Genomic DNA, 17,850 nt, shown 5'->3' on the forward strand with positions numbered 1-17,850 from the left:
CTCCTGGTTCAAAACTGCATTTCCGGCACGTTGTCCGGTACGATCAACTGGCCCGCCGTTTTGGCGACGATCTCCGCCACGCTGACCCCCGGCGCGCGCTCGCGCAACACAAAGGCGCCACGCTCGATTTCCAGATAGGCCAAATCGGTCAATACCTTGCGAATACAGTTGGCACCGGTGAGCGGCAGCGTGCAGCGCGGCAGCAGCTTGGATTCGCCATTTTTCGACGCGTGGGTCATCACCACAATGATGTTTTCGGCACCGGCCACCAGATCCATCGCGCCGCCCATGCCTTTGACCAACTTGCCGGGGATCATCCAGGAGGCGATGTTGCCCGCCACATCAACCTCAAACGCCCCCAGCACGGTGAGATCGACATGGCCGCCGCGGATCATGGCGAACGACTGCGCCGAATCGAAGATCGACGCGCCGGCGCGGGCGGTGACGGTCTGCTTGCCGGCGTTGATCATGTCGGCATCCAGCTGCTCCTCGCTGGGAAAGCCCCCCATGCCAAGCAGGCCGTTTTCCGATTGCAGCATCACGTCCATACCGGCCGGCACATAGTTGGCCACCAGCGTTGGGATGCCAATGCCAAGATTGACGTAATAGCCGTCACGCAGCTCTTGCGCCACGCGCTGCGCCATTTGTTCACGGGTGAGCATCGCGGTTCTCCTTAGCTACGCAGGGTGCGCTGTTCGATGCGCTTTTCGAAGGTGCCTTGAATCAGGCGATCGACATAGATGCCTGGAGTATGGATCGCCGCCGGATCCAGTTCGCCCGGCGCCACGATCTGTTCCACTTCCACCACCGTGATACGCCCGGCGGTAGCCATCAGCGGGTTGAAATTTTGTGCGGTATGGCGGTAAATCACATTGCCGTAATAGTCCGCCTTCCAGCCTTTGACGATGGCAAAGTCACCAACGATCGCCGGCTCCAGGATGTAGGGACGGCCGTTGAATTCACGTACCTCTTTGCCTTCGGCCACCGGCGTACCGTAACCGGTAGCGGTGAAAAACGCCGGTATGCCGGCGCCGCCGGCGCGGATCTTTTCCGCCAGCGATCCTTGCGGCGTCAGCACGACTTCCAACTCACCGCTGATCGCCTGCTGTTCGAACAGCGCATTCTCGCCGACGTAAGACGCTACCACCTTGCGGATTTGCCGGTTTTCCAGCAGCAGACCCAGGCCAAAACCGTCGACGCCACAGTTATTGGAGACCACCGTCAGGCCATGCACCCCACGGCGACGGATTTCATTGATCAGGTTCTCCGGAATGCCGCACAGGCCAAAACCGCCCGCCAGCACCGTCATGTTGTCGGTCAGCCCCTCCAGCGCTTCCTGATAGGTGCCGACGCGTTTGTCTAATCCCGCCATACGCAGCCTTGTGTTTTTTGCCGGGAGCACCGTGCTCCTGCCCATGCCTGGCATCATCAGCGTGCAAAAATGATTTGTTAATTTTGTTTTTGTGACCTATTCATTGGGATTTTTTATTAATATGTTGTTAATTAATATTTTCCAATAAGTTAAGAAACTGCAAAATGAAAATGAACATCAAGCAGTTACGCGCGTTTTTAGCGGTAGCTCACACTCTGAACTTTGCCCAGGCCAGCGAACGGCTGAATATTTCGCAGCCGGCGCTCAGCCTGTCGATCCGCGGGCTGGAAGAAGCGCTGGGGGGTGCCTTGCTGATGCGCACTACCCGGCGTGTGGCGCTGACGCCGGAAGGGGAAAGCTTCTTCCCGATGGCAAGGCAATTGCTGGCGGACTGGGACAACGCCGAAGAGGCACTGAGACAACGCTTCACCCTGCAACGCGGTAAGGTGTCGATCGCCGCAATGCCCTCGTTTGCTGCCAATCAGCTACCGCCAATCCTGAAGCGCTTTCGCGATCGTTATGCCGGCATCAACGTGGCGGTGCACGATGTGATAAATGAACAGGTGTTCGAAATGATCCGCGAAGGCCGGGTGGAAATGGGCATCGCCTTCGAACCGGAACCCAGCGACACTCTGCACTTCACTCCGCTGGGTAACGATCGCTTTGTGGCGGTGGTACCGCACGATTCGCCGTTGGCAAGCAAAGAGCAAATCAGCTGGCGTGAACTGCTGACGCTGGACTTCATTACCCTGCAACGCCCTTCGGCGGTACGCCTGTTGCTGGAACAGGCGCTGGCCCGCAGCGGTACGAAACTGGAGGTAGCGTTCGAAAGCCATCAGTTGGTGACCGTCGGCCGGATGGTGGCCAACGGATTGGGTGCCAGCGCGGTGCCGGCGCTGTGCGAACGGCAAATGGGCGAACTGGGCGCCAAATGCGTGCCATTGATCGGCCCGTGCATCGAACGACGCATCGGCCTGCTCCGCCTGGCGCAGCATCAACTGTCCACCGCCGCACAGGCCTTGGCCGAGGTGATTGAAGGGGAGGTCAGCGGGTGAGGTTTCAGATAGTTTATAGGTAATAACATTATCATCCGGCTGTTCCCTGCCAGCTGAAAATGTTAAGTTTCACGATATTGATGCTAGGTGAATAATGAAAATCGCGGTCATCGTCTGTTTATTGTTGGTTTTGCTGTGCATCCTGGTTCAATACCTGCTTGCTCGTCTGCATAAAAAAGAATTCGATGATTTTTATAAAAACTATGTCGCATATGGACATTTTGTCCCGCCTTACGTGGTGTTTGCAGATAACCTGGGCGTCCTTGGCACCTCGTTGAAGGCAAAATGGTTTCTTTGGATTTTGCGAGGCAGGAAAATAAAAACACAGCGCAATAAGTGGTTGGATAAAAAAACGTATGATTTTGTACAGGAGCACGCTTCAAAAAAGTTGCAATCCTGGATCAGGCTCGACCTTACCCTATTGATATATCAAGGAATATTTTTGTTTCTGGCTGAGGCACTCATTTTACTGATAAATAATGAAATAATCAGCTGAGATGAAATACCTCGGGATTGGTTAAGCTAATAACAGGCTGTTTTATTACCGATAACATTCTTCTCGAACGGGACAACGTTAACACCACAATCCAGCAGCGATCCCTCTTTGTTCTGCATTACCTTTCACGCCCCTCTCCTGCGCCAGCCAAGCGTAACGGCAGGAAAAATCCTGAGTTTTTGCTTAACTTGAATAATGAGGAAATAACCCACAAGGAAACCCCGAACACCGCAGACTGTATTTAACACGGCCTGTGTTAACGACGAGGAGAGTTATGCAACATACTCAACTGAACGTCGAAGGCGTTAAAAACAAAAGCAAAGCGGTTGAAGTCAACCGATGGATCACCATCGGTAAACCGGCGCTGGAACTGCAACGGCTGTGGTGCGAACCGCATACCTTGCCGCTGATCATGTCCCACTTCGCCAAGGTCGATATCCTCAACGAACGCGAATCCAGCTGGATGGTGGAAGATATGCTGAGCCAGAAATGGTATTGGCAAAATCGCATCACCGAGCTGCAACCTGGCGTCGCCATCTATTGGCAATCCTTGCAAGGCGCCGACCTGCCAAACGAAGGCAGCCTGCTGTTCCGCGAGGCTCCAGCCGCGAAAGGCACCGAACTTTCCCTACGGGTTATTTTTGAGCCCCCCGGCGGTGAAATGGGCAAAAAAATCGCCGACTGGTTAAACGTGGTGCCAAATGAGATCGTCAGCAAAGCGCTACACCGCTTTAAGAGCCTGGCCGAAACCGGCGAAATCCCGCTGGTTTCACCACCGCCGGCTGGTGCTGACCGAGCGAAGAAGGAGGCGTGATGCGAGCACTGTGCTGGAACGGGGTCAATGACCTGCGTGTAGAAACGGTGAACGACCCCACGCTGCTCAACCCTGGAGACGCAATTGTGAAGGTCAGGCTGACCACCACCTGCGGTTCGGATTTACACCTGATCGACGGGCTGATCCCCAGCATGCAAGACGGCGATATTCTTGGCCACGAATTTATGGGTGAAATTGTCGAAATCGGCCGTGGGGTCAAGCGGGTAAACGTCGGCCAGCGCGTGGTGGTACCGTCATTCATTGTTTGCGGCTCCTGCTGGTACTGTCAGCATCAGCTGTATTCCTGCTGCGACAATACCCACCCGCAGCCCGAGCTGGGCGAAACCATGCTGGGCTATCCCACCGCCGGTATCTATGCCTACAGTCACGCCTTTGGTGGCTACGCCGGTTCGCACGCCGAATACGTGCGCGTGCCGTTTGCCGATAACGACTGTTTCGTCATTCCGGACGGCGTCAGCGATGAACAGGCGCTGTTTTTGTCCGATGCGGCGCCCACCGGCTATATGGGTGCCGATTTCTGCAATATTCACTCTGGCGATATCGTCGCGGTGTGGGGCTGCGGCGGCGTCGGCCTGATGGCACAGCAGAGCGCGTTGCTGATGGGCGCCGAAAAAGTGATCGCCATCGATCGCTTCCCGGAGCGGCTGGCATTTGCGCAAAACACCTTCGGCGCCATTCCGCTGAATTACACCCAGGTAGATGTGCCGGAAGCGTTACTGGAACTGACCGGCGGCCGCGGCCCGGACAGCTGCATTGACGCCGTCGGCATGGAAGCCAAAGGCGAAGGGCTGACCCAGATCTACGATCGCACCAAGCAGCTGCTGCACCTGCAAACCGACGTCGGTGCCGCGCTGCGTCAGGCGCTGTACTGCTGCCGCAAGGCCGGCACCGTGGCGATTCTCGGCGTTTACGGCGTGATGGATAAGTTTCCGGTCGGGCTGATGATCAATAAAAGCCTGACGATTCGTACCGCCCAGCAGCACGGCCAGCGTTATGTACCGACGCTGCTGGATCTGGTTGCCACAGGGAAAATGAATCCGGCGTTGATGGCGACGCATCGCTTTTCGCTGGAGGACGCGCCCCAGGGCTACCAGATGTTCAAGCATAAAACCGACGGCTGTTTGCGCGCCGTGTTCGCCCCCTGACGATAGGCCTGTACCGTACGCAATGTGCGCTCCGACGGCATCGGCGGCAAAATAGCTCCCCTTTCCAATAAATAATGATTATTATTCTCAAATATAAAGCCGGACGCGCAATGACGTGTCCGGCGTCGTCGTGCTTTTAATTCAATGTTGAGCTGTTTTCGCCGTTCGGCATCCGCCGGCGGCCACAACACGATTAACCATATGGAGATGTTATGAACACTGTGATGACAACCGGTCGTCGTTTCGGCGGGCGGGCGGTTTTGCCACTGATGCTGCTCACCAGCCTGCTGTTTTCTAGCGTATCGCACGCGCAGTCCGACACACAACTGCTGCGCAAGCCGATTGGCAAGGGTGCGTATGAAATGGCCTATAGCCAAAGCGAAAACGCGCTGTATCTGGCCACCTCGCAGAGCCGTAAGCTGGATAAAGGCGGCGTGGTATATCGCCTGGATCCCACCACGCTGGACGTGACGCAGATCATCCATAACGACCTCAAGCCGTTTGGCGCCGCGATCAACGACAAAACCAATACGCTGTATTTTGGCAACACCGTCGACAGCAGCGTTACCGCCATCGACGCCAACAGCGGCAACGTGAAAGGTCGCCTGGTGCTGGATGCTCGCAAGCGTTCCGACAGCGTAAAACCGCTGGCACCGCGTGAACTGGTGGCCGACGCCAATACCGACACCCTGTATATCACCGGTCTGGGTGAATCCAGCGTGGTATGGGTAGTGGACGGCAAGGATCTGACGCTGCGCGCCACTATCGCCAACACCGGCAAGTATGGCACCGGCCTGGCGCTGGACGCCGCCGCTGGCCGCCTGTACGTGACCAACGCCGACGGCGAGCTGCTGACCATCGACACCAAAACCAACAACATCCTGTCGCGCCACAAGCTGGATCAATCCAAAGAGCACTTCTTCCTGAACATCAGCCTGGATCCGGCGAACCATCGTGCGTTCATCACCGATTCCAAACAGCCGCAGGTGCTGGTGGTTGATACCCGCAACGGCGCTATCCTGCACAAAATCGAGGTACCGACCTCGCTGGCAGTGCTGTTTAATCCGGCGCGTAACGAGGCGTACGTCACCCACCGCGAAGCTGGCGAAGTCAGCGTGATCGATGCCAAAACTTATCAGGTGCTGCGCACCGTCAAAACGCCGACCCACCCGAACAGCCTGGCGCTGTCACCGGACGGCCAGACGCTGTACGTCAGCGTCAAGCAGGCTGCCAGCCGCGAGAAGGAAGCCACCGATCCGGATGACGTGATCCGTATCGCACTGAAGTAAGCAATATCGGGGGTGCTGCGGCGCCCCTAACTCACCCCGGCGATCCACGGGCTCTGTTTCGGTTGATGCTTGCGATAGCAATGAATCGATACCGACAGCTGGATCAGATCCATAAAGACCATCGGATCCAGATGCAGCTGCTTTTTCACCTGCTGTAAACGGTAAGCCAGCGTATTGCGATGGATGCCCAGCGCCTGCGCTGTCCGCCCCAGTTCCGCATTATGGGCAATAAAGCTGTCCAGCGTTTCCAACAGCACCTCACCGGAATCATGGCGCAGCAGCTGATGCACGATCTTGTCGAAAAAATTCAGCAGATAGCTGCTTTCCAGCACCTTGAACAGGCACAGTACCGCCATCTCGCGAAAATAGTAGAGCTGTTGCTGCGGCTGCACCTTCATGCCAACCGCAATCACCGCTCGGGCAAACTGAATCGCCTCGCGCAGATCGTTCGGCGACTCCGCCCGCAGGCCAACGCCGATATGGTATTGACTGATCTGGCTGTCGAGTATAAAGCGGATCTGCTCCAGCAGTCGCTCCTGCCCGCCATCGTCACGGACCAGTACCAGCAGCTCATGGCTGCCCAGCAATAGCACCTCGGTCACGTTTTCCAGCATGCTGATCTGGCGCAGCAAGGTATCCAATATTTCACAGATACGCGCCTGGGCAATGGCAAGATCGACCACCAGCGGCACCGTCGGCGCGTGAAAGGTAAAGCCCAACTGCGCCAGACGGCTGAACGCACGCTGCCCCGCCGGGTGATCGCCGTGCTCCAGATACTGGCTGAACAGCGTGTCACGCAGCCGCTGGCGCCAATTGATGTCACGCATCTCCTGCGCCTGGCGTACCAGCAGTTCGGCGGTCAGGATCGCCAGTTCCGCATAACGGCCGATGGCGCCCGGTTCTCCGCTGACGCCGACCACCATCACCACCCGATCGTCTACCGTGATCGGGTGGTTGATGCCGGGGTGCACGTTGCGAAACCGCGCCGCCTGCTGGGCATTGTCGATGGTAATGCGCTTGCCGGTGCGGATCACTTCCACGGCGACATCATGCTGTTCCCCGATCCGATGCCGTTCCCCCGAGGCAATAATGCGGCCATGGTGATCGATAACGTTGACGTTATGATGGATGATTGCCATCGCGCGCGTAACAATTTCGTTGGCCAGGTGTGTTGTGATCAGCATGCTTTTTCCCGTTGATGATGTGGCTAACGGCCGACGGACGCCATGCTGGCCCCCACTCGCAGCGTGCGCAGCAGGTTTTCAGCCGTGTCGGCCAACAGTGACTCACAGGCCGAGATGGATTCAGCCAGCGCCATCGGGCGTGGGCAGATCGACCACATGGCCTGCAGATGATGTTGATACAGCTCACGGCTGTCCTTGTCGCGATCGCCACACAGAGCGATGGTCGGCACGCCGCAGCGCGCTGCCGCGCCGGCTACCCCGATCGGCGCTTTGCCAAAGGCACTTTGCCGGTCCAGACGCCCCTCGCCGACGATTGCCAGCGACGCCTGCTGTAAATGGCGTTCTGCATCCAGCAGCCGCAGTACCAGTTCGATTCCCGGCACCAGCCGGGCACCGCACAGCCACTGCAACATCGCCCCCATTCCGCCGGCGGCCCCTGCACCGGGTTGATCGCTGATACACCGACCGCTGGCGGCTTCCATCACCCGGGCCAGATTGGTCATGCCCGCTTCCAGCGCGCTTAACGCGGCGTCATCCGCCCCTTTCTGCCGACCGTACACCCAGGTCGCGCCGTGCGGCCCCAGCAAGGGGTTGCTGACATCGCAGGATGCGGCCAGATCGCAATGTCGCAGCCGGGGGTCGAGACTCGCCATATCGACTCGGGCAATGTGCGCCAGATCGTCACCGCAGGCTCCGGCGGCCAGCAAGCTGCCATCGTCACGGTAGAAGCGCACGCCCAGCGCCTGTGCGCAACCGACGCCACCGTCATTGCTGGCGCTGCCGCCCAGGCCGACGATCAGCCGTTCACCGCCGCCGTCGAGTGCGGCGCGCAGCATCTGCCCCAGACCATAGCTACTGGCGCGGCCGACCTCGCGCTGCGCCGGCGGCGTCAGTTCCAGCCCACAGCATTGCGCCATCTCCACCACCGCACCGCCGTCCCCCAAGTTCAGATAGGCACCGTTGACTTCTGCGCCGTACGGACCACGACAACGCTGCTCATGCCAGGTTGCCGCAGGCAGTAGCGGGCTGTGCGCCAGGGTTTGCAACAAGCCCTCTCCGCCGTCGGATACCGGCATTTCCACCAGTTCAAGCTCGGTATCTACCCGCCGCAGCCCCGCCGCTACCGCAGCGCAGGCCGCCTGAGCGCTACAGCTGCCCTTGAAGGAATCCAGCGCAATCACAATCTTCATGCCACTCCCCTTACTGGCCCGCATCGACGCGTTCCGCACCGGCTATTGGCACATTGCCGCTCGGCTTGCGGCGTATAAAGCCGGACACCAACGCCCCTACCAGCAGCAATACCACGCCAAACCACAGCCCCGAGACGGCAGAGCCGGTACGATCCTCAAAAGCGCCAAGAATAAACGGCCCGAGGAACCCGCCGCACAACCCCAGGCAATTGAGCAAGCCGAAGCTGCCGGCCAGCATGCTGCCGCTCATCAGATTCGGCGGCCAGCTGAAGATAATGGATTGCACAAAGAAAAACATGGAGGCGGTCAGGCAAAAGCCCAGCAACCCGACCAGCGAGCCTCCCAATGCGCCGATGCATAGCCCGGCGGCCATCACCAGATAGCCCCCGGTCAGCATGCGGCGTGAACGCAGGTCGCTATTGGCGAAGCGCGGCAACAGCACTCCGCCAATGGCGGCGGCAATCCACGGCACTGCCGTCAGCAAACCAATCTGTAGCGAACTCAGACCGCCGTGTTCACCGATGATGGTCGGCAGAAAATAGCTCAGACCGTAAACCGAAAACTGATGAGTAAAATACACCAGCACCAGCAACATGAACGGTCGATTGGCAAACGCCGCCTTCAGCGAAAAACGTGCTGGCGTGTGCCCCTGCTCACGCGCTTCGGCCGCCAGCTTGTCTTCGATATAGGCCACGTCCTGCGCATCCAGCCATGTGGCATCCGCCGGCCTGTCCGGCAATTTACGCCACACCACCCAGGCCAGTACCAGCGCCGGCATCCCTTCGATCACGAACATCCATTGCCAGCCAGCCCAGCCCATGATGCCGTCCATGCTCAGCAGCGCACCGCCAAGCGGCGCGCCGATAATATTGGCCAGGCAGACGCCAAGCAGAAACAGTCCGGTGGCCTTGGCGCGCTCTTCGCGGCTGAACCAATAGGTCATATAGAAAATGATACCGGGATACAGGCCGGCTTCCGCCGCCCCCAGCAGCAGGCGCATGACGTAAAACGAGGTTGGCCCGGAAACAAACGCCATCCCGGCCGAAATCAGCCCCCAGGTCACCATGATGCGGGTGATCCAGCGCCGCGCGCCGACCTTTTCCATGATCAGATTGCTGGGGATCTCCAGGATCGAATAGGTCAGAAAGAATAGGCCCGCCCCCAGACCAAATGCGGTGGCCGACAGGCCGATATCCGCTGACATCGCCGTTTTGGCGATGCCGATATTGGTGCGATCGAGAAAACTGATGATATAGGCGATGATCAACAGCGGCATCAGCCGACGATAGATTTTGCCGTTGGTGCGTGCAGCCTGATCCGGCGCCGCCCGTTGGTTATTGTTAGGCATGTCAAACGATCCCCATGGTTATGGCCGGTAGCGATGCGGCTGCCCCTCGGCCCAATAAACTTGCCTGCGATCCGGCTCGACGCCAGGCGCCGGGCCGTTTATCCCGCATCAATCACGCCGTTTCGCGCTCAAACAGCATGGCGATCCCCTGCCCACCGCCGATACACAGCGTGGCCAAGCCGTTGCGAGCACCACTGCGCTCCATTTCGTGCATCAGCTTCACCGGCAGTATGGCGCCGCTGGCGCCGACCGGATGACCGAGCGCGATGGCACCGCCGTTGACGTTGACTCGCGTTTCATCCAGTTCCAGATCGCCTATCACCGCCAGCGCCTGAGCGGCAAACGCCTCGTTAAGTTCGATCAGCTCGACGTCACCAACATTCATTCCCAGGCGCGCCATCAGACGGCGCGTCGCCGGAACCGGCCCGATCCCCATGATCGCCGCATCACAACCGGCGACCGCCCAACCACGAATGCACATGCGCGGTTGCACCCCCAGACGTTCCGCCTGCCGACGGGTGGTCAATACCAGCGCTGCGGCGCCGTCATTGATGCCGGAGGCGTTGCCGGCGGTGATCACCCCGCCGTCGCGAAAAGCCGGGCGCAGCGCGGCCAGCTTTTCCCGTGGTGTATCGCGCGGGTGCTCGTCGGTGTCGAACTGCCGACTGCCCTGCTTGCCCTCCGCCACCGTCAAGGGCAGGATCTGTGACTGGAAGCGGCCGCTACGGATTGCCTGCAGCGCTTTTTGCTGGCTATGCCAGGCGAAATCGTCCATCGCCTCACGTGAGATGCCAAACTGCTGCGCGACGTTTTCCGCCGTGATGCCGTTGTGGTACGGCCCTTCCGGCCAGGTCAGAATGGAAATCAGGCCATCTTCCAGTTCGCCGTTGCCCATGCGGTACCCTTCACGCGCCCGGCGCAGGTAGTAAGGTAACTGGGTCATGTTTTCGGTACCGCAAGCCACTGCCACCTCGGCCTGGCCACTTTGCAGCAGCATCACCGCGTCGGCCAGAGCCTGCAGGCCGGAGCCACATTGGCGGTTGACCGAATAGGCGGTAGTTTGCTCCGGCAACCCGGCACGCAGTTGGCAGATGCGGCCGATAAAACCGCTTTCGGCCACCTGACCGACGTTGCCCACCACCACTTCATCCACGTAGTGCGGTGCGATGCCGGCGCGCGCCACCGCTTCCCGAATCACCGCTGCCGCCAGATCGTGCTGATGGCTATGCCGCAGACTGCCGCCGAAGCTGCCGATGGCGGTGCGTACGCCGTCAATAACGACGATGTCATTCCCCTGTTTCATGTTTTGCTCCTTACAGCACCATGCCGCCGCCAACGTTAATCACTTCGCCATTGATATAGCGCGCCGCACCCGACGCGAGGAATGCTACGCACTCGCCGACGTCCGAGGCCTGCCCGGCATAGCCGGCCGGTATTTTGTCAACCATCATTTGCCACACCTTTTCCGGTACCCCGCGCGTCATGTCACTGTCGATAAACCCGGGGCAAATGGCGTTGACGGTGACGCCCTTGCGCGCCAGTTCGCGGCAGGCGGTTTTGGTCAGTCCCACGACCCCGGCCTTGGAGGCGGCATAGTTGGCCTGCCCCACATTGCCCAACCAGCTGGCAGAGGCAATATTGACAATGCGGCCTGCGCCACGCTCGCGCATATGGCGCGCCGCCTGTTGCATGCAGAGGAAAGTGCCTTTCAGATTGACGGCAATCACCGCGTCCCAGTTTGCTTCGCTGATGTTGTGCAGCATGGCGTCACGGTTGATGCCGGCGTTATTGACCAGAATATCCAGCCGACCATGGCGGCTCAGCACCGTATCGAACAATGCCTCGACCTGCTGCGCATCGGCGATATTGCACGCGACGAACTGCGCCTGATGTCCCGCCGCGCGTAGCGCATCAACGCAGGCCTCTCCGGCCTGAGCGTCGACATCGGATACCACCACCAGTGCGCCTTCGCGTGTCAATACCTCGGCGATCCCCTTGCCGATGCCGCGGGCGGCGCCCGTAACAATGGCCACTTGCTGTTGCAGTCTCATGCTGTTTCTCCTGAAGGGTTAAAAGGTTGCGCCGTCTCCTGGCTGCGCCACAACCCCAGCGGCGGCGCCTGGAACAGTGCCGGATCCATGACGCCGAGCTGTGGATCGATAAGCGGCGTAAAGTCCATCTGCGCCAGAATGTCGCGCTGCACATCGACGCCGGGGGCTATTTCCACCAGCACCGGGCCTTCCGGCCGTAGTTCAAACACCGCGCGCTCGGTCACAAAATGCATGCGTTGCCCTGCGCTTCTCGCCAACTCGCCGTTGTAGGAAACCTGCCCGACGGCGGAAACCAACTTGCGCACCGCGCCTTCCTGCAAGATATGCAATTGGCCGCCTTCACAGGCGATGTCCAGTCCGCTGGCGGTAAAGCTGGAACAGAACACCACATGGCGGGCATTCTGCGTGATGTCGATAAATCCACCGGCGCCTGGGCAGGTATTACCGAGCCGCGTGGCGTTGACGTTGCCGGCGGCATCCATCTCGCCGGCGCCCATAAAGGTGATGTCCACGCCGACGCCGTTGTAGTACAACATCTGGTCCTGGTGGCTGATCATCGCGCTCAGGTTGCGACCAACGCCGAAGTCGATGCCGCCCGCCTGCCAGCCTCCGTAAATACCCGACTCCACCGTGATGGTCAGCCGATCGTCGATTCCCTCTTCGTGCGCAATGGCGCCGATAACATCGTTGGGGATGCCGGTGCCGAGGTTGATCACGCAGCCAGGGGTCAGATAGCGGCAGGCAATACGGCCGATCAGCTTGCGCAGCGTCAGGGGCAGCGGGGGAACGGCGCTGTTCGGCAGGCGCAAATCGCCACACAACGCCGGATCAAACGCCCAACTCGCCGTCTGGCGATGATCGTGCTGCGCCGATTCGCACAGCACCAACGCATCAATCAGATTGCCCGGTACGGTAACCCGCTTGGGATGCAGCGAATGACGCGCCACCCGGTGCTTGACCTGGGCTATCACCGTTGCCCCACGGCTTTTGGCTGCCAGCACCGCCGGTAAAACCTCAAGCGCCATCGGCTCTTCGTCGGTCGTCAGATTGCCGTCCTCATCGGCGTGCGTGCCGCGAATAATCAGCACGTCGAACGGGATCGCCGGGTAATAGAGATACTCTTCGCCGCGGAACATCATGTGTTCCACCAGCGGCGGCAGTTGCCGCGTGCGTCGGTTCATGCGCCCGCCCTCCAGACGAGGATCGACGAAGGTACCCAGCCCGACTTTCGACAGCCGGCCCGGCAGGCCGGCAGCCATCGCCGCATACAGATGCACCATCTGCCCCTGCGGCAGACAGAACGCCTCGACCTCGTCGTTGTTGATCATCGCCATCCAGCGCGGTGCCAACCCCCAGTGCGAGCCGATCAGTCGCCGTACCATTCCCGGGTGGGCAAAATGCTGGTTGCCGCGCTGACGATCGCTTTGCCCCGCCGCGTGTACCAGCGTCAGATCCCGTGGCGCGCCGGTGTCAAGAAAGCGCGCTTCCAGCGCCGCAAGCACCGACTCGGCGGCGCCGGTCAGCGTCATCCCCACGGTGCAGACGGTGTCACCGCTGTTTACCCGCTCTGCCGCCTGTGCTGCGCTAATGAATTTTTCCGTCATGGCTGCTGCCTCCTGCGTTCAGAAAAGTGAAAGGTGTTGGCTGAGCTGCCGTTTGAGCTGGCGTTTATTGATTTTCCCGTTGTGGGTGCGCGGCAGGGTTCGTGTGAACAGAATGCGCGCCGGCAACTTGAAGCGCGCCAGCTGCGGTCGCAGCCAGTCAAGCAGTTCCTCGCTGGTCAGGCAGCTCTGGGCATCGGTCACGACAAACGCCAACGGCTCCTCGCCGTACAAGGGGCTGGGCATCGGCACCACCGCCACTTCGCTGATGCCCGGATAGGTGGAAATCAGGTTCTCCAGCTCGATCGAATAGATCTTCTCGCCGCCGCGATTGATCATGTCCTTGCTGCGATCCTTGATGTACAGATAGCCGTCGTCATCCAGGTAACCGATGTCACCGCTGGCGAACCAGCCATCGTCGGCGCAGGCCGCCTGCGTCTGCTGCCGCTGCCAATAGCCACGGCTGACAACCTCGCCTTTCAGCCAGATGTGGCCGATCGCTCCGGCAGGCAGGGCACATTGCCGTTCGTCACGGATGGCGATTGCCAGCCCCGGGATTGCCGTGCCGGCGCTGCCGGCCTTGTTGCTGCGGCGCACGTCGCCACGAAAAATGGTGGCAGGCGAGCTGGTTTCCGTCAGGCCATAAACCGGATGGATTGCGGTATGGGGGAAGGCTTCGGCCAGCGTGGCTATCAGGCCGGCATTGAGATGGCCGGCGCCACAGGCAATGGCGCGCAGCGCAGCGAAGGTATCCGGTGCGGCGACAGGCAGCCGTTGCGCCTGCTCTTTCAGCGCCCGCGTCAACAACGTGAACACCGTCGGCGAACCGTGTAAAAAGGTGATGCCGTGCTCGCGAACGGCGTTGAGCACCGCCTCGGCGTTGAAGCGATGCTGGAGCCACAGGCTGCCCCCGACGTGGATAAACAACGCCAGCAGCGCCGACAGGCCGGTAATATGATAAATCGGCACGGCCAGTACGCTGCTGTCGCCGGCGCTCAGGTTCAGCGTCTGCGCATAGGCCTCTACCGCCGCCAGCAGATTGCCGTGGCTCAGCAGCACGCCTTTTGGGGTACCAGTGGTGCCGGAAGTAAACATCATCACCGCAGTATCCTGCCGACCGACCGGCGCAGGGCGGACGTCAGGCGGCGGCAGCTCGAGTTGCCGCCAGTGGGTCAGCGATACCGCAATGCCCTGCTGCCAGTTCGCCAGCCAGGGCTGGCAGGCGGCATCGTAAAACAGCGCCTGGGGTTCGGCCTGTGATAACAGCTCGCGCACTTCGTCCTCACGCAGTTTGGTGCTCAGCGGCACGACTTCGATCCCCAGGCCAACGGCGGCATAAAACAGCTGACAGAATTCCGGCGTATTGCCCCAGGCCAGCAGAATGCGTTGCCCCTGATGTAGCCCCCAGCATGCGTGCAGTTGCGCCATCGCCCGCTGTACGCCACGGTAAAAATCGTCATAGCTATAGCGCTGCCCCTCAAAGGCCAGCGCCAGCGCCCGTGGGGCACGCTGCGCGCTCAGACTCAGGCTGTGGAAAAGATTCGGGCATGCGTCAACGGACATCGGCGTTCTCCGGCAGGTCAATTACGATGCATGCAGTCTAGGAGGATTGCCGGGGAGGACTTTGTGGATCCATTCACAACATTCAGCGGTCAAAACATTTACATCGTTGTAACCTTGCACAAACGCATGTGTCGTCGCTCACAGAATCGTCACGCGCGCTGCCAGCCACGGATCGACGCATTGTTGGCTACCCTTGTAATAGGGTTTTACAGCGCCGCCTGCTGCCAACGTCGATCGGACAGCGGCCGACGGTTAACGGGAGGATCAAGCATGATCGTCACCCTTGACGACAATCGCCACGGTCGTGATTTTGCCGTTGGCGATCTGCATGGCTGCCTGCGGCCGCTGCAGTCGTTGCTCAATCACGTGGCATTTGACCGCCAGCATGACCGCCTGATCGCGGTTGGCGATCTGATCGATCGCGGCGAGCACAGCCTGCCGTGCCTGGAACTGCTGACGCAGGACTGGTTTTATGCGGTACGCGGCAATCACGAAGCACGAGCGCTGGAGTGGTGTGCCGCCCGCGAGCGGCAGCAGCCGGCGCTTGATTTGCAACTGATGTGGCAGATTGACGGCGGCGAGTGGTTTTTCCACCTCAGCCCACAGCAGCAACGCTATTGTCAGCAGTTGATGCAACCGATGCCATGGGCAATTGCCTTGCAGGCCGGGCAACGACGCTACGCGATTTTGCATGCCGAAGTGCCACCGGAGATCGATGACATCGACACCTTCTACCGCCGTTTGCGGGCCGGCGACCACGCGGTGAAGCAGGCCTGCATCTGGGGACGCGAACGTTACATCAACAACCTGCAACGGCCAATCGTCGGCGTCGATTATCTGATCTGCGGCCATACTCCCGGCGACCCGCAGGACGCCCTGCATGGCAACAGCCTGGACATCGATTTTTGCGCGTTTGCCATGGCAAGCGGCGGTGCGCTGGGGATGCTGGAACTGAGGCAGGAGCAGTTGTACATCAACAGCCGCAGCGGCATTCGGCAAACTACGCTGGCGAGCCTTGCCCAGCGCCATTAAGCTGGCTGACGGCGTCGCTGCTTTATTCCCGTCCGAGCGTTTTCGCACTCTCGCCGACGTGAACAATTTCCACCGCCATCTTTTCCAACGCGCTACATGTCAGCCGGTCGTGCTAGCGCGCCTGTCGAGCCGCCTGTGCCAGCCCGTCAATCCATTCCTGATGCGCGTTCAGCATCGGGTTTGGCCGGGTCTGCGCCAAAGCCTGCGCCGGTTTGCCATTCTGGGTTTCCTGCGTCAGGATGCGCACCCGCTGGCCAGGCAAATCTTCAAACAGCCATGCGTGGTGAACGTCCAACCGCTCTTCCGCGTCGCCTTCCACCCAGCCGTGCCAGGCGATGCGCGCCGCTTGCCCCGCCGCCGGCGCCTGGTATTCCGTCACCTGCGCTTCTACCAGAAAACCAAAGGTGGTGAAGCGGAAACGGCTGCCGTCCACCAGTTGCGGGCCGCTGCCATCATGGAAAATGATATCCGAGGCGTTGCTGTAGTAAGTCGGCCAGGCTGCGGTGTTGGTGATGCAAGGCCACACCTCGGCGGCGCTAAGCCCCGCGACGATAATTTCATTGGAAACCGCGTTGTCGGTGGTGCCAGGCAGATAGCCTGCAGGCCAGATAATGGCGTTCATAATCGTTCCTCGTGATTGAATAGGTTGCCCGTGACCGGCCAGACGCCGAGCCGCACTTCGGTGGACGAGGAACAGTGTGGGTGCTAGGGTGAAATAAATAAAATCACCATTTAGCATATTTGCCATCATGAATACTGATATCAGAACGCTCGACTTCAACCTGTTGAAAACCCTGGATGCGTTGCTGGACGAACGTAACGTCACCCGCGCCGCCGAGCGCCTGGCGCTAACGCAACCGGCGGTCAGCGGTATGTTGACGCGGCTGAGGGAAAGCTTTGACGACCCGCTGTTTGTACGTGCACAGCGTGGGATCGTGCCGACGCCGCGGGCGCTTGAGCTGGCCGAACCGGTCAAGCGCATCCTTGGCGAGGTAGAAAATCTGCTACAGCCGCCGGCGTTCGACCCCTCTACCGCCAGCCTGACGCTGACCCTGGCGTCTACCGACTATGCGCTGCGTGCCGTGGTGGTGCCGTTCTTGTCCGCGCTGCGCCAAAAAGCGCCCGGCATCCGGCTGGCGGTGCTGCCGGTTGATAGCGCCCGCCTGCCCGCACGACTGGAACGCGGTGAGATCGATTTGGCGCTGCTCACACCGGAAAGCACGCCGCAGGATCTGCACGCCAGAACGCTGTTCGACGAGCAGTATGTCTGCCTGCTGCGCCAGGACCATCCGTACGCTCAGACCGGCGAACTGACGCTGGAACGCTTTTGCCAGCTCGACCATGCGCTGGTGTCGTATGAAGGGGGCAACTTCCTAGGGGTAACCGACGACGCGTTGCGTAAACTGGGGCTACGGCGCCGCGTTACGCTGTCGGTCAGCAGCTTTCTGGTGCTACCGGACATCCTGCGCGTGAGCGATCTGATTGCGGTGGTACCTGCCAGGCTGGCCGCCGCTACCCGCGATCTGGCGGTACTGCCGCCGCCGCTGGCGATTGAAGGCTTCAGCAAGGTGGTCGCCTGGCATCAACGCACCCATCACGACGCCAGCCATCGCTGGTTGCGCCAACTGCTGTTTGAGGCCTGCGGCAGTTAACCTGTTCGCCGGGGCCGCAGCCCCGGTCAGCGCGCCA

17 protein-coding genes are annotated in these 17,850 nt (G+C 60.2%); 7 read left to right on the forward strand and 10 right to left on the reverse strand.

The features are described 5' to 3' along the window. Positions 1 to 8: 8 nt before the first annotated feature. Both NYE85_RS01550 and NYE85_RS01555 read right to left on the reverse strand, forming a co-directional pair. Positions 9 to 662: a CoA transferase subunit B gene (locus NYE85_RS01550; RefSeq protein WP_259002571.1), complete on the reverse strand. Its 654-nt coding sequence runs from the start codon at positions 660 to 662 to the stop codon at positions 9 to 11. Positions 663 to 673: 11 nt separating this feature from the next. Further along, on the reverse strand, positions 674 to 1,372 hold the full coding sequence (locus NYE85_RS01555; protein ID WP_259002572.1) for a CoA transferase subunit A: 699 nt from the start codon (positions 1,370 to 1,372) through the stop codon (positions 674 to 676). Between the two features lie 164 nt (positions 1,373 to 1,536). Here NYE85_RS01555 and NYE85_RS01560 point away from each other — a divergent pair, with 164 nt between their 5' ends. The 5 genes from NYE85_RS01560 to NYE85_RS01580 all read left to right on the forward strand — a co-directional run bounded on the left by NYE85_RS01560 (position 1,537) and on the right by NYE85_RS01580 (position 6,192). Then, entirely contained in the window at positions 1,537 to 2,427 is an 891-nt protein-coding gene (locus tag NYE85_RS01560; protein ID WP_259002573.1) for a LysR family transcriptional regulator, read from the forward strand. Between the two features lie 94 nt (positions 2,428 to 2,521). Then, positions 2,522 to 2,923, forward strand: coding sequence for a hypothetical protein (locus NYE85_RS01565; protein ID WP_259002574.1), 402 nt, complete (start codon positions 2,522 to 2,524; stop codon positions 2,921 to 2,923). A 274-nt stretch (positions 2,924 to 3,197) separates the two neighbouring features. Continuing rightward, positions 3,198 to 3,737 (forward strand): SRPBCC family protein, encoded by a 540-nt coding sequence (locus tag NYE85_RS01570; protein WP_259002575.1) that lies wholly within the window; start codon positions 3,198 to 3,200, stop codon positions 3,735 to 3,737. After that, positions 3,737 to 4,903 carry a zinc-dependent alcohol dehydrogenase gene (locus NYE85_RS01575; protein WP_259002576.1) on the forward strand — a complete coding sequence of 389 codons (1,167 nt, stop codon included), beginning with the start codon at positions 3,737 to 3,739 and terminating at the stop codon, positions 4,901 to 4,903. The genes NYE85_RS01570 and NYE85_RS01575 overlap by 1 nt, the downstream gene beginning before the upstream one ends. Before the next feature lie 212 nt (positions 4,904 to 5,115). Then, the gene (locus NYE85_RS01580; protein WP_259002577.1) at positions 5,116 to 6,192 is read left to right on the forward strand and encodes a YncE family protein; all 1,077 of its coding nucleotides are present in this window, start codon (positions 5,116 to 5,118) and stop codon (positions 6,190 to 6,192) included. A gap of 26 nt (positions 6,193 to 6,218) precedes the next feature. Here the strand turns inward: NYE85_RS01580 and NYE85_RS01585 are convergent, their stop codons facing one another. From NYE85_RS01585 to NYE85_RS01615, 7 genes are all read right to left on the reverse strand, one after another. Continuing rightward, positions 6,219 to 7,376, reverse strand: a complete 1,158-nt coding sequence (locus tag NYE85_RS01585; protein ID WP_259002578.1) for a sugar diacid recognition domain-containing protein — start codon at positions 7,374 to 7,376, stop codon at positions 6,219 to 6,221. Positions 7,377 to 7,399: 23 nt separating this feature from the next. After that, a complete protein-coding gene (locus NYE85_RS01590) occupies positions 7,400 to 8,566 on the reverse strand; it encodes a glycerate kinase (RefSeq protein ID WP_259002579.1) in 1,167 nt (388 codons plus the stop codon). Positions 8,567 to 8,576: 10 nt separating this feature from the next. Then, positions 8,577 to 9,914, reverse strand: coding sequence for an MFS transporter (locus NYE85_RS01595; RefSeq protein ID WP_259002580.1), 1,338 nt, complete (start codon positions 9,912 to 9,914; stop codon positions 8,577 to 8,579). Positions 9,915 to 10,026: 112 nt separating this feature from the next. Continuing rightward, positions 10,027 to 11,217, reverse strand: coding sequence for a thiolase family protein (locus NYE85_RS01600; RefSeq protein WP_259002581.1), 1,191 nt, complete (start codon positions 11,215 to 11,217; stop codon positions 10,027 to 10,029). Between the two features lie 10 nt (positions 11,218 to 11,227). Then, positions 11,228 to 11,965, reverse strand: coding sequence for a 3-oxoacyl-ACP reductase FabG (fabG, locus tag NYE85_RS01605; RefSeq protein ID WP_259002582.1), 738 nt, complete (start codon positions 11,963 to 11,965; stop codon positions 11,228 to 11,230). Next, entirely contained in the window at positions 11,962 to 13,569 is a 1,608-nt protein-coding gene (locus NYE85_RS01610; RefSeq protein ID WP_259002583.1) for an acyl CoA:acetate/3-ketoacid CoA transferase, read from the reverse strand. The genes fabG and NYE85_RS01610 overlap by 4 nt, the downstream gene beginning before the upstream one ends. Before the next feature lie 18 nt (positions 13,570 to 13,587). After that, on the reverse strand, positions 13,588 to 15,129 hold the full coding sequence (locus NYE85_RS01615; RefSeq protein ID WP_259002584.1) for a class I adenylate-forming enzyme family protein: 1,542 nt from the start codon (positions 15,127 to 15,129) through the stop codon (positions 13,588 to 13,590). Positions 15,130 to 15,399: 270 nt separating this feature from the next. Here NYE85_RS01615 and NYE85_RS01620 point away from each other — a divergent pair, with 270 nt between their 5' ends. Continuing rightward, entirely contained in the window at positions 15,400 to 16,161 is a 762-nt protein-coding gene (locus NYE85_RS01620; RefSeq protein ID WP_259002585.1) for a metallophosphoesterase, read from the forward strand. Positions 16,162 to 16,273: 112 nt separating this feature from the next. Here NYE85_RS01620 and NYE85_RS01625 read toward each other — a convergent pair whose 3' ends face one another. Then, positions 16,274 to 16,783: an SRPBCC domain-containing protein gene (locus NYE85_RS01625; RefSeq protein WP_259002586.1), complete on the reverse strand. Its 510-nt coding sequence runs from the start codon at positions 16,781 to 16,783 to the stop codon at positions 16,274 to 16,276. A 127-nt stretch (positions 16,784 to 16,910) separates the two neighbouring features. Here NYE85_RS01625 and NYE85_RS01630 point away from each other — a divergent pair, with 127 nt between their 5' ends. After that, positions 16,911 to 17,813 (forward strand): LysR family transcriptional regulator, encoded by a 903-nt coding sequence (locus NYE85_RS01630; protein WP_259002587.1) that lies wholly within the window; start codon positions 16,911 to 16,913, stop codon positions 17,811 to 17,813. Positions 17,814 to 17,850 lie beyond the last annotated feature (37 nt).

Origin of the sequence: Serratia sp. AKBS12, assembly GCF_024793895.1 — a bacterium.
Classification (GTDB): domain Bacteria; phylum Pseudomonadota; class Gammaproteobacteria; order Enterobacterales; family Enterobacteriaceae; genus Serratia_F.

Coding starts and splice junctions, on each gene's coding strand:
- NYE85_RS01550 (WP_259002571.1), bottom strand. CDS start 662: ATGCTCACCCGTGAACAAATGGCGCAGCGCGTGGCGCAAGAGCTGCGT.
- NYE85_RS01555 (WP_259002572.1), bottom strand. CDS start 1,372: ATGGCGGGATTAGACAAACGCGTCGGCACCTATCAGGAAGCGCTGGAG.
- NYE85_RS01560 (WP_259002573.1), top strand. CDS start 1,537: ATGAAAATGAACATCAAGCAGTTACGCGCGTTTTTAGCGGTAGCTCAC.
- NYE85_RS01565 (WP_259002574.1), top strand. CDS start 2,522: ATGAAAATCGCGGTCATCGTCTGTTTATTGTTGGTTTTGCTGTGCATC.
- NYE85_RS01570 (WP_259002575.1), top strand. CDS start 3,198: ATGCAACATACTCAACTGAACGTCGAAGGCGTTAAAAACAAAAGCAAA.
- NYE85_RS01575 (WP_259002576.1), top strand. CDS start 3,737: ATGCGAGCACTGTGCTGGAACGGGGTCAATGACCTGCGTGTAGAAACG.
- NYE85_RS01580 (WP_259002577.1), top strand. CDS start 5,116: ATGAACACTGTGATGACAACCGGTCGTCGTTTCGGCGGGCGGGCGGTT.
- NYE85_RS01585 (WP_259002578.1), bottom strand. CDS start 7,376: ATGCTGATCACAACACACCTGGCCAACGAAATTGTTACGCGCGCGATG.
- NYE85_RS01590 (WP_259002579.1), bottom strand. CDS start 8,566: ATGAAGATTGTGATTGCGCTGGATTCCTTCAAGGGCAGCTGTAGCGCT.
- NYE85_RS01595 (WP_259002580.1), bottom strand. CDS start 9,914: ATGCCTAACAATAACCAACGGGCGGCGCCGGATCAGGCTGCACGCACC.
- NYE85_RS01600 (WP_259002581.1), bottom strand. CDS start 11,217: ATGAAACAGGGGAATGACATCGTCGTTATTGACGGCGTACGCACCGCC.
- fabG (WP_259002582.1), bottom strand. CDS start 11,965: ATGAGACTGCAACAGCAAGTGGCCATTGTTACGGGCGCCGCCCGCGGC.
- NYE85_RS01610 (WP_259002583.1), bottom strand. CDS start 13,569: ATGACGGAAAAATTCATTAGCGCAGCACAGGCGGCAGAGCGGGTAAAC.
- NYE85_RS01615 (WP_259002584.1), bottom strand. CDS start 15,129: ATGTCCGTTGACGCATGCCCGAATCTTTTCCACAGCCTGAGTCTGAGC.
- NYE85_RS01620 (WP_259002585.1), top strand. CDS start 15,400: ATGATCGTCACCCTTGACGACAATCGCCACGGTCGTGATTTTGCCGTT.
- NYE85_RS01625 (WP_259002586.1), bottom strand. CDS start 16,783: ATGAACGCCATTATCTGGCCTGCAGGCTATCTGCCTGGCACCACCGAC.
- NYE85_RS01630 (WP_259002587.1), top strand. CDS start 16,911: ATGAATACTGATATCAGAACGCTCGACTTCAACCTGTTGAAAACCCTG.